Here is a 14850-nt window from a genome sequence, read left to right as displayed (position 1 = left end):
TTATCTCCTTTCGCTCAAATAGCTGACCAAGTCTTCAACCTCTTGGGCGCTCAGGACAGGGGCGCCTTCATAGGCTTCACCCACCTGATACAAGTCATGAATGCGATAATAGGAGGGCATCAAGGTGCCTGGCCGTACAGTTTCATAATCAACAATTCGTAGCCTGATCTGTCCGGGGTTCAAGCGGGCGCCGACAAAAGTGAGATCTGGGCCGACGTTGCCTTGAAATTCGGCGTCGAGGCCATTCACCGCGTGACAAAGAATGCAATGGCCGCGCTCGCGGTCTGTGAACACGCCTTCGCCTTGGTTTGCATTTCCGTGGGTTTCGGTTAGCGAGATTGGGATCGCATCACCAACGATCTGATCAGGGGTGACGAGCTGCGGCTTTTCCCCGCCACATGCTGCGAGCGAAACCATAACGCAGACCAGCCAAGGTTTCACCCAAAAGCCTCGGCAGTGATCGTCTCAAACCAGTGCGCTGCCTGGGCCGCTTCGGCATTGCGGGTGGCCTTATTGGCGGCAAGCGGACTAATTCCGCCTGCGCCTTCAATGCTCGCGAGTTTTCCGTCCGCATTTGAGTAGACCCCAGCGATTGAAATCGCTTCATTTGGTGTCGTGTAGGAATAGCATGTGTTTGCGAGCACGGTTGGGGCCGGGTCCAAATCCGACAGCATGCGCGCCACTGCATAGGCGCAGATTTTGGCTTGAAGGTTGGCCGAGAAGGCAGATTTCGGCATCGGCGCGGCGATGGTGGCGTCGCCGATAACATGGATCTTGTCTTGCAGGGTTGAGGAAAATGTCAGCGGATCAATGGGGCACCATCCGGTGAGATCTGTCGCTCCGGCGCGGTCTGCGATACTGCCCGCTTTTTGTGGCGGGATGACATTGATAACGGGCGCGCGGATCTCATCAAAATCAGTGTAGACCATCCCAAGTTTGGCATCGACGCGAGTCACGGCGCCATCATCGATTGCGCCGCGCCATTCCAAATGATCGGGATAATGCTCCGCCCAAGCTTCTTGGAAGAGGGCCATTTTCGAAAACTGATCTTTCGCATCGAGTACAATCAATTTCGAGCGCGGCTTTTTCGCTTTGAGATAGTGCGCGATCATTGAGGCGCGCTCATAAGGCCCAGGTGGACAGCGATACGGAGCAGGGGGCACGGTCATCACCACCGGAGCGCCATCTTCCAGCGCGACAAGCTGAGCTTTGAGTAACTCGGTTTGCGCGCCAGCTTTCCAAGCATGGGGCATGATCTCGGCGGCGGCCTCTGAATAGCCCTCTCTAGCGCCCCAGCGCATGTCGACACCGGGCGAAAGAATTAAGCGGTCATAGGAAAGCTTGCTGCCGTCTTGCAGCGTGACGAGCTGTTGATTTGCATCAACTTCCGCAGCGCGCGCAGTAATCACTTCGACCCCAGTCGAGGCGATCGAGTCATAGGCAAATTTCTGCGCCGAGAGCGAGCGATCCGTCCCAATCACGAGATTGCTGAACGGGCAGGCGGTATAGATGGGGTTAGCTTCGATCAGAGTAACTGTGGATGCGGGCAGCAATTGCTTCAGCACCCGTGCCGCACTCGCGCCGCCGAACCCGCCGCCGACAATGACAATCTTTGCGCGGACTTGGCTAATGGCGGACAGCGGTAGGCTCGCTGCCCCCGCGCCGAGTAGAGCGCTTTGCAACAGCGTGCGGCGGGTGAGCGATGCGGGCATCAAGAGGCGTCCTCCGCGCCGAGATAGGCGCTAATCAGCTCTATGTCGGCGTCCGAATACCCTCGGGCGAGACGATGCATCACTGTCGTCCCATTAGGATCGGTTTTATAAGCGAGAAGACTGTCTCGCATGAGGTCAGACGGATAGCCCGTAAGAGATGCGATTGCTCCGGATCGATCGCTGTGGCAACCGCTACAGGCGAGCGCGAGGACGGCGGCACGGTCAGTTGATTGGTCTAGAGACGAGTCTTGAGTTGCATTTTCTGCATTTCCGCATGCCGCTAAACCAAGAAGGCTTAGCGGCCAGATTGCGGTCATCAGAGATGCATTACGCATCCCGAAGGTTTTGATCCTTAATCGGAAGTTGGCGAACACGCTTTCCTGTCGCCGCATAAATGGCGTTCAAGACCGCTGGCGCGGCCACCGCAATGGTTGGCTCACCAACGCCGCCCCAGAAACCACCGGACGGCATGATAATGGTTTCGACTTCTGGCATGTCTGCGATGCGCAAGGAATTGAACGTATCAAAATTCCGCTCTTGGACTTCGCCGCCTTCATAGGTGATTTCGCCATACAGCATCGCGGATAGGCCGTAGACAAAGGAGCCTTCAACCTGCGCTTCAATTTGTTGAGGGTTGACCGCATGGCCTGGGTCAGTCGCGGCAACAATGCGATCAATCGAAAGCGCGCCATCATTGCTGACAGTGACTTCCGCACAGGCGGCGACATAGGCGCCAAAGCCGTACATCACGCACAGACCGCGCGCTTTGCCATCGTCTTGACCCCAGCCTGACTTATCCGCAACCGCCTGCAATACCGCTGCGGCGAGCGGGGCGTCTTGCAAATGGGCGAGACGGAATTCAAGTGGATCACGACCCGCCGCGTGGGCGAGCTCATCCATGAAGCATTCAAGGTAGATTGCGTTCTGATTGAGGTTCACCCCGCGCCAGAATCCTGGGCGCACAGGCGGATTCCGCATCGCGTGATCGATCAAGAAATTATCGAAAGAATATTTTAGCGTCTGATCTTCCAGACGCGGATCGACGCCTGAAGGCAACAAGCCCTGGAAGGTTGCATAGTCGACACCATTCTGGAGCGCTTGCGGGATCAGAGCCGCCAAAATCGACTGCCCGGAAATTCGCATATGCAAGCCGGTTAAATTGCCATCCGCGTCCAAAGACCCGCGCACCTTAGCTTTCGTTGTTGGATGAAAGAAGCCATGCATCATGCTTTCTTCGCGGGTCCAAAGCAGCTTGATCGGCGTGCCAGGCATTTCCATCGCAACCCGCACGGAAAGGTGGACATAATCAGGCATACCGCGCCGACCAAATCCGCCGCCGAGATGGATTTTATATACTTCGCACTGTTCGATTGGGAGCCCAGACGCCTCAGAAACGGCCGCCAATGCAGACTCGCCATTCTGAGTGGGACACCAAATTTCGCAACGATCTTCGGTATAGAGGGCCGTCGTATTCATCGGCTCCATACAGGCATGGTTCTGAAGCGGCATATTGTAGGTCGCTTCAACCATCTGAGCGGCTCCTTCAAACGCGCCGGCCAGGTCTCCGCCGCCATTGCCGACAAAGGCTTCGTCTGCGGTGAGACCTTCATCCAATTCCGCTTCGAATTCAGCTGTTGAAAAATCAACGCCGCCTTCCCACTCGATTGGAAGGGCTTCGAGCGCCTTATTGGCTTGCCACCACGTATCAGCGATCACCGCCACGGCATTATTGTCTTCGCCGAACGGGTTTTTAATCGCCGCAACTTTGCGAACGCCGGGCATGCTTTCAACCGCTGAAGCATCAAATGATTTCAGTGTCGCGCCAATCTTCGGCGCCTGCTTGATGGATGCGTTGAGCATGCCCTCGAGCTGAAGGTCCGCGCCATAGATTTGCTTCCCAGTCAGCTTATCAGCAGTATCAAGGCGTTTCTTAGCTTGACCAATGATCTTCCACTCACTGGGGTCTTTGACCCTGACCTCAAGTGGTGGCGCAAGCTCTGCCGCCGCATTGGCGACTTTGCCGTAAGTCGTCGTCTGACCACTTGGCCCATGTGTGATCACGCTATTTTCTGATGTACACTCGCTTGCCGGAACGCCCCATTCATTTGCAGCGGCTTCAATCAACATCGCTTTAGCCGCCGCAGCGCCCTCGCGGACATAATCCTGCGACCCGCGAATGCCTTGGCTTCCGCCTGTCGAGTAATCCCGCCAGACGCGCTCACGGGCAAGGTTTTCGCCTGGTGTTGGGTATTCAGTGGTCACCTTGTCCCAATCGGCATCGAGTTCATCGGCCACCAATTGCGCGAGCCCGGTCAGCGTCCCTTGACCCATTTCAGAGCGGGCGATGCGCACCGTAACGGTATCATCGTGATCGATGTGCACCCACGCGTTTACCTCTGGATTTGGCGGCAAATCTGAATAATCAGGCGCCTCTGGTTCATTTGAAGCTGGGGCGCAGCTCGCCAAAATACCAATTGTGAGTCCCGTAGCGCCGGTTCCGACAATAAATCCGCGGCGGGAAAGTAATCCTGTATCAGCCATGATGTTTCCCCTTATGACTTATCGACGGCGAGTTTGATGCCTTTACGAACCCGCGCGAGCGTGCCGCACCGGCAAATGTTCGTAATCTCGGCATCAATGTCTTCGTCGGTTGGATTTGGATTGTCATTGAGCATGCCAGCGACGGCCATGATCATGCCAGGTTGGCAATATCCGCACTGAGGGATGTCCAGTTCTGCCCAGGCCTGTTGAACTGGGTGGCTGGCATCGTCTGAAAGGCCTTCAATTGTGGTAATTTCTTCTTCACCGCTCAACGCGCCGACGGGATAGACGCAAGAGCGAACGGGCGCGCCATCAACATGGATGGTGCAGGTCCCGCATTGAGCAATGCCGCAACCATATTTTGCGCCGGTGAGCCCGACTTGTTCACGGAGCACCCAGAGCAGAGGCGTATCGTCCTCCACATCTACCGTCACCGATTCTCCGTTTATCTTAAGTGTCGCCATTGCGTGCAGCCTCCAGCACTTGGCGCGGTCGTCCCCTATAGAACAAACCTTCGCGCGTTAACCTAAATAATGATCGAAACGTTCAGCGAGTAAAGTGCAATCACGAGGAATTAATCGATTATCTTTGCAGATGCGTCACATTCGCAAACTGTAATGTTCAGGTCAGAAGCGAACCGATCACCAAAGCGTCTGCGGTTTCCCCAGCCGCCAGGGTAGGGGCGTTCGGCAGACGGCGTAGAAGCGCGTTACATGTTAGGAATGGACGCAACAAAGAACTATCCTGATTGATCGTCGGATCGATCTCAAAACCGCCATCTGCTGCAACACTTAAACGGGCGCGCATCAAATGCTCCCGCGGGCCATTTGCTTCGACACTTTTGATCAGTTTGCCTTTGACCAGCGACTGATACGGGTCGTGGCCCACGAGTGTCGATAGAAACATGTGCGCGCAGACCATGGCTGAGGCAGGGTTGCCCGGCAGGCCCAAAACAAGGGCATTAGTTGATTTGGAAAACCAAGTGGGTTTTCCGGGGCGCACGGCAATCTTCTCAAACACAGGTTCAAAGCCGGCATTCCCAAAGGCGGTCCGCATGTGATCATGATCGCCCACTGAAGCGCCGCCGATCGGAACGAAAACATCTATATCTTTCGCGCGAGAGATAATGGTTTCGATGGCTTCAACACTGTCGCCTGCGATACCTAGATCAACCGCTTCTCCGCCCCAATGCTCGACCAAGGCTTTCAGCCCATAAGGATTAGAGTTGATAATCTCGCCGGGCCCCAGATCCGAGCCTGGGGGGCGCAACTCATCCCCATTGGCGAGCAGGCCAACTCGGAAACGTCGCTCGATGACCACGTTCGCATTATTGCTAGCCGCCGCAGCGGATAGATGAGGCGCTTCAAGCTTAGTGCCTGCTTCGATCAAAACATCGCCAGTCCTGAAATCCAAGCCTGCCGCCCGGATATGGCGTGGGTGATCATAGGCCTCCAAACTGACAATCTGATCGCCGTCGCGCTCAACATTTTCCTGGATGATAACCGTGTCAGCGCCTGCGGGAATGACCGAGCCGGTAAAGATCCGAACCGCCTCAGCAGCTCCAATTTCCCCTTCAAATGGACGCCCAGCGGGCGCCTCGCCAATCACTCGAAGTTGAGCGTTTTCTTTGCAAACGTCACTCAGCTTTACAGCATAACCGTCCATCGCCGACATGGCGGCAGGAGGATGCGTGCGTTGAGCAATCACCGGTGCCGCGAGCCGTCGTCCCAATGCTGCTTCGAGCGGGACGGATTCCTTTGACAAAGTCGGGCGATGCGCTTGAACGAGCGTGAGCGCTTCAGAAACGCTGATCATGCCGCTCATGCATCTAGCTTTCGATATAGTCCCGATTTTCCGCCAGATTTTTCCAGCAACTCTATCCCATGAATGACCATGGTTTTGTCCACGGCCTTGAGCATGTCATAAAGCGTGAGACAGGAGGTGCTGACGCAAGTGAGCGCTTCCATTTCGACGCCTGTCTTACCCGTGGTTTTTACCCGTGCAACCACTTCAAATGCACTACGATCAGGGTGTGGAACAATCTCGACTTTCACACCAGTGATCGGCAGCGGATGGCAAAGTGGAATGAGATCTGCGGTTCGTTTCGCACTCATAATGCCCGCGAGTTCAGCAATTGCGATCGGATCGCCTTTTTTCGTATCGCGCCCCTGGGCGAGGTCAAATGCGCTCTTGGAAACAGTGATGAACCCATGTGCGATCGCCACGCGGGCTGTGTCATCCTTGTCGCTCACATCCACCATGCGCGCGCGCCCGTCCGGTCCAATATGCGTCAGGTCACTCACTTAAGTCTCCATCAGTCGCGGCATGATCTCGACCAGATTGCAGGGTTTGTGGCGGCTATCGAGTTGTAGAGAAATAACTTTATCCCAACCATCTTTTACCGCGCCATTCGAGCCCGGCAGACAGAAGATGAACGTCCCATTGGCCAGGCCTGCAATCGCGCGAGACTGCAGCGTGGAGAGGCCAACGCTTTGATAGCTGACTTGGTGAAAAATCACAGAGAACCCATCAATCGTTTTCTCAAACAGAGGCGACACCGCCTCTGGCGTCACATCCCGGCCCGTCAGGCCGGTTCCTCCGCTAGAGATGACGACATCGACTTCCGGGTCATCAATCCAGGCTTTCACAGTCTCTCGAATTAAAGCTGGGTCATCGACAACAATTTTGCGGTCTGCAAGCTCGTGCCCCGCCGTCTGCAACCGATCCACCAGTAACGCGCCAGATGTGTCTGTATCGAGGGTCCGTGTGTCACTGACAACAAGCACTGCGATCCGCACCGGCGTGAAGGATAGGGTTTCATCTATTCCAGCCATTCTTAACTCGCTTTCTCGTCGCGCCAGCGCGCGGCATCTTGATAATCATCAGCGCGCGGTTCGATCCAATCCGCGCCGTTGTCGGTTGTTTCTTTTTTCCAAAAAACAGCTTCAGTTTTGAGATAATCCATCAGGAAATCCGCCGCCTCAAAGGCCGCGCGCCGATGTTTTGAGGCAGTGGCCACGAATACTATTGTTTCGCCGGGCAGCATCTTGCCTGTGCGATGAAGAATGTGGGCATTCGAGAGTGGCCATCGGGTTTTAGCTTCTGAAAGCGCTCCTTCGATGCCGTTCTCCGTCATCGGCGAATAGGCTTGCAGGGTGAGCGAGGTGACGCGTCCTAATTTCGACTCCGGTCGAACCTGGCCCGTGAAAATAACAACGCCGCCCGCGTCGCTGAGGGTCTTTTCGAAAGCTGCGATTGCTTTGCCTGCGTCAATGGATTTATCGGAAACTTGGATCATACTATCCGCCTCCAACCGGCGGCATGAAGGCAATCTCTTGCGCGCTGCCAAGCGGCGTCCCGTCGAAAATGATCTCTTGATCAAGCGCGATGCGTACTGTGGGCTCTAAGAGTGCGCCTTTGGCGTCAAAGCGTACATCTAGCCAGTTGCGGAGATCGCCAGCCGTCTCAACGGTATCGGGCAGGTCCAGCATTTCTTCTGTTTTGCCCGTCACGTCACTCAAGCGGCCGAAATAAATCAGTTTGATCATCCTAGCCTCCTGTCACGGACATATGACGCGGTAAGGACGGATCTTGGCCTCGACGGTCGATTGCGAATTCATGCCGTTCGGGTTTCTTAAATAGCGCCCGGTCGAGACACGCATTTAGAGCCTCATCTGGCGCAGCGCTGTCGCGCAAAGCGCTGCGTAGATCAATATGATCGTCTTGGCCGAGGCACATATAGATCCGGCCCGTGCAGGTTACCCGAACGCGATTGCACCCGGCGCAGAAATTATTGGTCAAAGGCGTGATGAAACCGAGTTTTCCGCCGGTTTCCTCTACGCGGACATAGCGAGATGGGCCCGCATTCACCCGCGTTTGGTCATCGTCGGTGAGCGTCCAATTCTGCTCGAGCTGATCCCGCACCATGGGGAGCGGAATGTATTGATCGATCCGATCTTCACCGGTTTCGCCAAGCGGCATCACTTCGATCAGTGTGAGCTCCATGCCTTTGCTATGCGCCCATTCGATCATTTGCGGCAGCTCATTCATGTTCTCATGCTTGAGCGCGACTGTGTTGATTTTGATCTTCAAACCAGCCGCGAGTGCCGCATCAATTCCGGTAAGGACTTGGTTGAGTTTTCCGCGCCGAGTTACGCGTGCAAACACTTCCGGATCGAGCGAATCGAGTGAGACATTGATTCGCTTTACACCATTCCGTGCCAGCATATCGGCATATTGCTCCAGTAGCGTGCCATTGGTGGTCAGGGTCAGCTCTTCTAGACCGTGCCCCAAATAGGACCCTAACCGCTCAAACAATTCAGGCATGCCTTTGCGGACGAGCGGCTCACCACCTGTGATCCTGATTTTCTGCACACCCCGCCGAATGAAAGCTTGAGCGACGGCGTCCAATTCCTCGATGGTGAGCAGTTCGCGCTTCGGTAAAAACTGCATCTTCTCGGCCATGCAATAGGTACAGCGAAGATCGCAGCGATCGGTAACCGACATACGGAGATAGGTCACCTGGCGTCCAAACTGATCGACCAGTGGTGCGGGGCTTGGTTGAATGAGGCCCTCAGGCATGAATCACCTCTTCGGCTTCTTTTAAATCGGCAACACAATCGATGTCTCGACCGTGTTCTGCGTCGAGGGGCAGCGTCGCGGCGCCAGAGTTGAGCGCCATAAACACAGATTTCGCCCCGCGATCGCCCTCCAGCGCTGCGAGTTCTTCAAAGTGTACGCGCTTAAACAGAGCAGGGGGGCACAAAACCCCTTCACAATCGCTCATGATCGCCGTCACCCGATTTTGTTCAGCCAAGGTCAGCATGTCTTTAAGATGACTGCTGGGCACGTGCGGCATGTCTCCTAAGAGCAGAATGACCTGGTCGATGTCTTTGTTGTGTTTAATCTTGTCCAAGCCGCATCTGAGCGACGAGGCCTGCCCATTTCGATGGTCAGGATTGCCGACAATCTCCCATCCTTGGGTTTGCAGCAGGTCAGAGCGTTTTGATCCAGATCCCGGTGTGATGGCGAGTTTGGCAGCGTAAGCGGTTGTGGCGGCTACGGTGCTCGCATGCTCCAATACAGACTTTCCATTCAGGTCCGCGAGTAATTTGTCGCCTTCTTCAAACCGGCTTGAGGCGCCAGCAGCCAGCAATATAACGGCTGTATTCTGACGCGCCGCCGTGATCACGCCAGGGAATGCATCGACAATCTCCGCAAGCGTGGAGATCGCAAGAAAAGAGGCATCTCGAAGCGAAGGAACCAAGCCAATCGGTCCACGCACGCGGACAATCTCGGAAGCATCACTCCCCGCCGTTTTGAGAGCTAAACATCTTCGCTCATGGGTGGTTCGGCTCCCTACGGCGCCAATGTAAAATGCGGATCCGGTAAGCGCCTGTTGAAGCAGCGGGATTTCCCAATCTTGGTCATGGAACAGCAGCACGAAGGCGGTCCATTCATCGTCTTGGGCGAGTTTCAAATCAGTCGGAACGGTGAGGCGCTGGACCTGCTTCAGGCCCGCGGCTTTGGCGTCATTAATGTCGTCATCGTCCAGCAATTGGCAAATAGTATCATAGCCCGCCGCTTCACTAATCTTCGCGAGCGCAAGCGCATCTGCGCCGCGTCCGGCAATGCGCATTCGCAGCTTCGGCGCGTAATGAAAAAATTTGCGGGTCGAAGCGCCATCGATACGACCAGGTCCGATTTGAAGCAAACCCTCTGGCATGAGTGAGAGATGTAGCTGTTGCCTGCCAACCAGTGTCTTGAGCGCCGTCTCAATCAAAAGGCGGTCAGGAGCAGGAATAATCTGCACCTCAATGGCGCCGCCACAGGGGAGGGGGAGATCGACGAAGGGTGAGCCAGCGCCATAGCGGAGCTGTTTGTGTTCGCTCAACTCACACGCTTGTCTCGCTTGAAAACAAACATCGGCATCAATGCAGCCGCCTGATATATAGCCAATATGTTGATCCGGTCCGACGGCCAATAGTGCCCCCGGCGCGCGGACCGCGCCGCCGGTCGTGTCTGTCACTACCACAAGCGCACAGGATTGACCGGTTTCAAGCCAAGCCAAGAGCTGTCTCAGCACGTCTTCCGCGTGTTCGCCGGTCATTGCCATCGCTGCCATAGAGGCGATGTAAACCACGATTTAGATCGAGGCCAGTCTAATCTCGAATATAACGGGACAATTTTTGGAAGGCTTCCGTGCTAGCGGCTTCCGCGGCCTGGCAAATTGCTTCATAGAGACCGAGCACGTCGCGTCCTTGTGCTGTCACATGTGTTCCGCCGCCATCCGCACCGCCATGTTTTGTTTCGACCAATGGGGCGTCGAAACTGTCATTCATTTGCTCGATCAGCTTCAAGGCCCGAGGATAGGACATTTTCAAACGCTCAGCGGCCGCCCGAATCGATCCAGTTTCAATCAAGGTCGAGAGTAGGGCGGCTTTGCCAGGTCCGAAACGTGTTCCGTTGGGCAAGTCGATCCGGAGGCTTAGGCGGGGCGCGGTCATCTTAGCTATTAAACAGGCCAAGGATATCAGCGCAAATCCGCTCAATGCTCTGCTCGCCATTGATCCGATGCGCCTCATTGGGTGCGGATAGGGCCTCAAGCTGATCCTGAAGCAAAGACGCTGGCATGAAATGATCTTTGCGGGACGAGAGCCGGCGCGCCAATTCTGCTTCAGAAACCTCCAGCAGGAACCAATGACACTCGGGCTCTAGTTCGCCGCTCAACCGTTCTTGCACATAGGGCGTCAGCGCAGAACAAGCGAGCAGGGTGTTTGTTTCGGTCCCGCCATTGACCGCGTTCACGATGCTGTCGATCCAGGCGGCGCGATCCTCGTCGGTGAGCGGATGGCCCGCCGCTTGTTTGGCGACATTCGCGTCTGAGTGATGATCGTCAGCCTCAATCATCGGCCAACCGGTCGCTTCACTTAGCGCCTCTGTGATCGAGGACTTCCCGCAACCAGCTGGGCCCATAATGATATAGAGTTGCCGCAAAACACATTTCTCATCAGCTGCTTAGGGTACATATCTAATCCGAACTGAGGTGTTTGAGAACTAAGCCTCTGCCGCCGCTTCGTCCTCGACCGCGACATCGCTTGCGGTTTCCTCTTGGAGCAATCCAGCCTCAATCGAAATGAACGAGTTAAACTCCGCGGTTTGTGGCCCGATGGTCAGCGCATCTTTCACGCCAGCCAAGACACAGACGTCGAAGAATTCTTGGATCAAGCCATCAAATCGGATCCAGTGTGCAACAGATCCATCGGCGAGGGAGATGACTTGCACGCCGCACCATGGATCAGCGTCTTTTTCTTCCAATGTGTCGGCCAGCGCCAAACCGTCAAAGCGCTTATAGCGCGGCTTGGACAGGGTCACGATGGCGTACCCATCTACAAATGCCAATCCGCGGATAAAGCCAGGGCAGAAGGCGACTGGTTGTAAGGTTTTGCTGTCTTCATCAATCCAGCCAATTTCTCCGGTACCCGAATTTGCCACCCATAATTTGCCGTCATAGACCCGCGGCGAGTGCGGCATTGAGAGCCCCTCTGCAACAATCTCGTCGGTCTCGATATCGATGATAACCCCGCCATCATGCCGCCGGTCACGCCAACCATCGACAACATCAGACCGGCATACCGCGCTGGCATATTTCGGTTTGCCGTCGAGCATAGCGAGGCCATTCAAGTGGCAGCGATCCTCGGGCACGATTTGGCTGATGAAAGAGGGCTTCCAGATCGGCTTGAAACTGTGTTTGAGGCTGAGCTCGCAGAGGCAGGAATATTTGGTGTTGATGAACACAACTTTGCCTTCGCTGGTCACGCCGATTTCATGCAGATCCACTGCGCCTGTGGTCTGAAAGTTCCGCGGGACATAGACTTTATCAAATTTAGAATTGGCGATTTGATCTGGCCCGAGCACGTTTTCGAGACGGATAATCTGATTGAGTGAGGCGAGATATATTCGTGCACCGTCACCCACCACGCCCATAGCTTGCGGATAGCGGGCTTGATGCAGCGAGAGTTTCCGATCCAGACCGTGGCCAAGAATGTAGAGAATGCCGGTCTGATATGACGTAAACGCCAGCGAAATCTGACGCGAGGCGAGAAAATTGTACAAGTCGCCTGAAAAGGAAATATCCGTCGTCTTTTGCTCGGATGGCGCAGTTTCTGTAGCCGCATCTGGGCTTGCGCCTCCATCAGGCGCATCGGGGGTTGGCTCTACGTCAGGCGGGGAGACGTCTGTTTCTTGGACGGCCATGGGCGTATCTATCTCGCTATCTCGGTTGGATTTGCCGAAGAGTTTCATCGCAGTCGTCCCTCTGGTTTGGATGGTGTGCAGAAACATCGACTAGAAATTTCTGGCCGCTTCAAGAGCGCCGAGAAAGATTGAGACACTGCGAGAACTACGCATCGATTGCGGACGTTCAGCGCCTCCGTGCTTTCTTAACGAAGCCTGAATCAGAGAATGAATCAGAAGAGGGGGGGAGGTAGCAGCGCTAGCGACAGAGTAAGCGATCACACGACCAGACTGAAGAAACTCGTGAATTTACGCCGTCCTCGGATCCATAATGATCACGGGAGGTCTTGTGATGAATATTCGATAATCTACATTATGTGCAATTATGGATCACACAGAGACCAGAAAACTAAGCATTTTCTGGTTTCGGTGATTGGTACGCCCAACAGGATTCGAACCTGTGACCTACTGATTAAAAGTCAGTTGCTCTACCAACTGAGCTATGGGCGCATCCGAACGGCCCATTTAGTTGAGTGCCTGGGCGCGGTCAACGTCTTTTGCTGCGGAAATAAATCGCAAAGACAGAAACTTGTCTTTCAGGCGTCTTGGTTTCAAAGTGAACGCATGACGCGTATATTTTTACCCCTTGTTTCGATCGTATCTTTTGCCGCTTGTGCGACCACCACTCCCCCACAAGAGACCTCTGCTGACCCCAACTCTGTGAGCGCTACCGAGCGGGCTGTGCAGCAGTCGCAAGATGGCTTCGGCGATGCCGCCGCCTCCCCTCTTAAGGACGTCAATTTGATCCGCGAGAATGCGCCTGAAGAGTTTAAGAAGATCCATAACCCATATGCCGTCGACTTAGAGATGACCTGTGATGAGATTGCGACCGAGGTCACGCGGCTCAACGAGCTCCTAGGCCGTGACTGGGACATTCCGCCGCCTGACAAGAAAGGCATGAGCGAACAGGCCGCAGACGGCGCCTCAACCGCCTTTCTTGATACAGTAGCTTCAACCGCTTCGGGTTTCATTCCATATCGCGGCATTGTCCGCACGGTTAGTGGTGCCAACAGCCACGCGAGCAAAGTCCGTAAAGCCTATGAGCGCGGTTCTCACCGGCGGACATTTTTAAAAGGCATCGGATTGATGAAAGAATGCCCATACCCTGCGGCGCCGCTGCCGATCCCTGAGGTCGAACCGAAAGTAGTGTTTCGCTAGGCTTTCGTTTCGGCTTTAGGCTTGGATTTGGTCGATGCCCAACGGGTTGAGAGCTCTGCGCGTAAGGTTTGGAACTCTCCGGCCGTTATCGCCTCGCGCATTCGTTGCATCAAAGCTTGGAAGAAGGCCGTATTGTGCCAGCTGAGCACCATAGAGCCGAGATATTCACCGGACCGTATCAGATGATGCAAATAGGCTTTGCTATAGTCCTGGCTCGCTGGACATGGCACCGCCTCATCGAGCGGCGACTGATCTTCGGCAAAGCGCGCATTTTTGAGATTGATCGGCCCATCCCAGGTCCAGGCCTGGCCATGGCGCCCCGCGCGCGTCGGCAGCACGCAGTCAAACATATCCACACCGCGTGCGACCGCCTCGACCAAATCAATCGGTTTGCCGACGCCCATCACATAGCGCGGATAGTCAGCTGGCAGGTGCGGCATGGTCATATCGATCGTGCGGCACATTTGGTCATGCCCTTCACCGACCGCCAGCCCGCCAAGCGCGATGCCGCCAAAGCCTTGCGTTGAAACGGCCTTGGCCGAGGCCTCCCTCAGGTCAGGAAAATTGGAACCCTGAACAATGCCGAACAAGGTCTGCCGGTCGCGTGTTCCGAATGCTTCTAATGACCGTTCACCCCAATCGAGTGAAAGCTTCATAGAGCGCTCTGCTTCCTCATGCGTGCACGGATAGTCGGTACACTCATCGAGCTGCATCGATATGTCCGCGCCGAGCAAATCGGCTTGGATCTCGATGCTGCGAGCCGGCGTCAACCGATGCTCAGAGCCATCAATATGGCTGCGAAACGTGACGCCGTCCGCGTCCATTTTGCGGAGCTGTGACAGCGACCAGACCTGGAAGCCGCCACTATCGGTCAACATGGGTCCCGACCATTTGCTAAACTCATGCAGCCCGCCAAGCTTTTTCACCCGCTCGGCACCAGGCCGCAGCATTAAGTGATAAGTGTTACCGAGGATAATGTCGGCACCGGCTTGTTTGACTTGATCGGTGTAGAGCGCTTTCACCGTGCCGGCCGTGCCCACCGGCATAAACGCTGGCGCTCGAATGTCACCGCGCGAGGTCGATAGTGTACCGGTTCGCGCGGCGCCATCTGTGGCGGCTATTTTGAATGGAAAGCGTGTCATCG

The 14850-nt window shown here is 55.3% G+C and carries 17 protein-coding genes and 1 tRNA gene; 1 reads left to right on the top strand and 17 read right to left on the bottom strand.

All coding sequences use genetic code 11. The features are described from left to right. The 16 genes from soxX to MY069_RS00595 form a co-directional block, all read right to left on the bottom strand. Complete coding sequence (gene soxX / locus MY069_RS00670; RefSeq protein WP_482795151.1) at positions 1-441, bottom strand: sulfur oxidation c-type cytochrome SoxX; 441 nt, start codon at positions 439-441, stop codon at positions 1-3. Beyond that, on the bottom strand, positions 438-1712 hold the full coding sequence (locus MY069_RS00665) for an NAD(P)/FAD-dependent oxidoreductase (RefSeq protein ID WP_482795150.1): 1275 nt from the start codon (positions 1710-1712) through the stop codon (positions 438-440). Before MY069_RS00665 ends, soxX begins: the two co-directional genes overlap by 4 nt. Next, positions 1712-2047 (bottom strand): c-type cytochrome, encoded by a 336-nt coding sequence (locus MY069_RS00660; protein ID WP_482795149.1) that lies wholly within the window; start codon positions 2045-2047, stop codon positions 1712-1714. Before MY069_RS00660 ends, MY069_RS00665 begins: the two co-directional genes overlap by 1 nt. Further along, positions 2040-4253: a xanthine dehydrogenase family protein molybdopterin-binding subunit gene (locus MY069_RS00655; RefSeq protein WP_482795148.1), complete on the bottom strand. Its 2214-nt coding sequence runs from the start codon at positions 4251-4253 to the stop codon at positions 2040-2042. The genes MY069_RS00660 and MY069_RS00655 overlap by 8 nt, the downstream gene beginning before the upstream one ends. An 11-nt stretch (positions 4254-4264) precedes the next feature. Then, positions 4265-4717, bottom strand: a complete 453-nt coding sequence (locus MY069_RS00650; RefSeq protein ID WP_482795147.1) for a (2Fe-2S)-binding protein — start codon at positions 4715-4717, stop codon at positions 4265-4267. 157 nt (positions 4718-4874) lie between these two features. After that, complete coding sequence (locus MY069_RS00645) at positions 4875-6077, bottom strand: molybdopterin molybdotransferase MoeA (RefSeq protein WP_482795146.1); 1203 nt, start codon at positions 6075-6077, stop codon at positions 4875-4877. Then, the gene (moaC, locus tag MY069_RS00640) at positions 6074-6556 is read right to left on the bottom strand and encodes a cyclic pyranopterin monophosphate synthase MoaC (RefSeq protein ID WP_482795145.1); all 483 of its coding nucleotides are present in this window, start codon (positions 6554-6556) and stop codon (positions 6074-6076) included. The genes MY069_RS00645 and moaC overlap by 4 nt, the downstream gene beginning before the upstream one ends. Then, entirely contained in the window at positions 6557-7087 is a 531-nt protein-coding gene (gene moaB, locus MY069_RS00635; RefSeq protein ID WP_482795144.1) for a molybdenum cofactor biosynthesis protein B, read from the bottom strand. It abuts the gene before it with no gap. A gap of 2 nt (positions 7088-7089) precedes the next feature. Beyond that, positions 7090-7551, bottom strand: a complete 462-nt coding sequence (locus tag MY069_RS00630; protein ID WP_482795143.1) for a molybdenum cofactor biosynthesis protein MoaE — start codon at positions 7549-7551, stop codon at positions 7090-7092. A 1-nt stretch (position 7552) separates the two neighbouring features. Further along, positions 7553-7801 (bottom strand): MoaD/ThiS family protein, encoded by a 249-nt coding sequence (locus MY069_RS00625; RefSeq protein WP_482795142.1) that lies wholly within the window; start codon positions 7799-7801, stop codon positions 7553-7555. A 1-nt stretch (position 7802) separates the two neighbouring features. Beyond that, positions 7803-8834 carry a GTP 3',8-cyclase MoaA gene (gene moaA / locus MY069_RS00620; RefSeq protein WP_482795141.1) on the bottom strand — a complete coding sequence of 344 codons (1032 nt, stop codon included), beginning with the start codon at positions 8832-8834 and terminating at the stop codon, positions 7803-7805. Then, the gene (locus MY069_RS00615) at positions 8827-10362 is read right to left on the bottom strand and encodes an NTP transferase domain-containing protein (protein WP_482795140.1); all 1536 of its coding nucleotides are present in this window, start codon (positions 10360-10362) and stop codon (positions 8827-8829) included. The genes moaA and MY069_RS00615 overlap by 8 nt, the downstream gene beginning before the upstream one ends. A gap of 52 nt (positions 10363-10414) precedes the next feature. Next, complete coding sequence (locus MY069_RS00610; RefSeq protein WP_482795139.1) at positions 10415-10759, bottom strand: winged helix-turn-helix domain-containing protein; 345 nt, start codon at positions 10757-10759, stop codon at positions 10415-10417. A gap of 1 nt (position 10760) precedes the next feature. After that, positions 10761-11249: a gluconokinase gene (locus MY069_RS00605; protein WP_482795138.1), complete on the bottom strand. Its 489-nt coding sequence runs from the start codon at positions 11247-11249 to the stop codon at positions 10761-10763. Between the two features lie 60 nt (positions 11250-11309). After that, the gene (locus MY069_RS00600) at positions 11310-12557 is read right to left on the bottom strand and encodes a TIGR03032 family protein (protein ID WP_482795137.1); all 1248 of its coding nucleotides are present in this window, start codon (positions 12555-12557) and stop codon (positions 11310-11312) included. A 365-nt stretch (positions 12558-12922) separates the two neighbouring features. Further along, a tRNA-Lys gene (locus MY069_RS00595) sits at positions 12923-12998 on the bottom strand. A gap of 210 nt (positions 12999-13208) precedes the next feature. Between MY069_RS00595 and MY069_RS00590 the strand changes: the two genes are divergently transcribed. Then, positions 13209-13706 carry a hypothetical protein gene (locus MY069_RS00590; RefSeq protein WP_482795136.1) on the top strand — a complete coding sequence of 166 codons (498 nt, stop codon included), beginning with the start codon at positions 13209-13211 and terminating at the stop codon, positions 13704-13706. On the opposite strand, the gene tgt is transcribed toward MY069_RS00590, so the two are convergent. After that, positions 13703-14848, bottom strand: coding sequence for a tRNA guanosine(34) transglycosylase Tgt (tgt, locus tag MY069_RS00585; protein WP_482795135.1), 1146 nt, complete (start codon positions 14846-14848; stop codon positions 13703-13705). The two genes, MY069_RS00590 and tgt, sit on opposite strands and share 4 nt — an antisense overlap. Positions 14849-14850: the final 2 nt, after the last annotated feature.

The organism is Hyphomonas sp. ske169 (genome assembly GCF_056850855.1).
Note: the sequence above shows the minus strand (reverse complement) of the source record. Positions and strands in the feature narration are given on the sequence as shown.

Bases quoted from the DNA above. Each gene is read 5' to 3' on its own strand.
- MY069_RS00655 (WP_482795148.1), bottom strand. From the start codon at position 4,253: ATGGCTGATACAGGATTACTTTCCCGCCGCGGATTTATTGTCGGAACC.
- MY069_RS00625 (WP_482795142.1), bottom strand. From the start codon at position 7,801: ATGATCAAACTGATTTATTTCGGCCGCTTGAGTGACGTGACGGGCAAA.
- moaA (WP_482795141.1), bottom strand. From the start codon at position 8,834: ATGCCTGAGGGCCTCATTCAACCAAGCCCCGCACCACTGGTCGATCAG.
- MY069_RS00600 (WP_482795137.1), bottom strand. From the start codon at position 12,557: ATGAAACTCTTCGGCAAATCCAACCGAGATAGCGAGATAGATACGCCC.
- moaB (WP_482795144.1), bottom strand. From the start codon at position 7,087: ATGGCTGGAATAGATGAAACCCTATCCTTCACGCCGGTGCGGATCGCA.
- MY069_RS00630 (WP_482795143.1), bottom strand. From the start codon at position 7,551: ATGATCCAAGTTTCCGATAAATCCATTGACGCAGGCAAAGCAATCGCA.
- MY069_RS00645 (WP_482795146.1), bottom strand. From the start codon at position 6,077: ATGAGCGGCATGATCAGCGTTTCTGAAGCGCTCACGCTCGTTCAAGCG.
- tgt (WP_482795135.1), bottom strand. From the start codon at position 14,848: ATGACACGCTTTCCATTCAAAATAGCCGCCACAGATGGCGCCGCGCGA.
- MY069_RS00615 (WP_482795140.1), bottom strand. From the start codon at position 10,362: ATGACCGGCGAACACGCGGAAGACGTGCTGAGACAGCTCTTGGCTTGG.
- MY069_RS00665 (WP_482795150.1), bottom strand. From the start codon at position 1,712: ATGCCCGCATCGCTCACCCGCCGCACGCTGTTGCAAAGCGCTCTACTC.
- MY069_RS00650 (WP_482795147.1), bottom strand. From the start codon at position 4,717: ATGGCGACACTTAAGATAAACGGAGAATCGGTGACGGTAGATGTGGAG.
- MY069_RS00660 (WP_482795149.1), bottom strand. From the start codon at position 2,047: ATGCGTAATGCATCTCTGATGACCGCAATCTGGCCGCTAAGCCTTCTT.
- MY069_RS00610 (WP_482795139.1), bottom strand. From the start codon at position 10,759: ATGACCGCGCCCCGCCTAAGCCTCCGGATCGACTTGCCCAACGGAACA.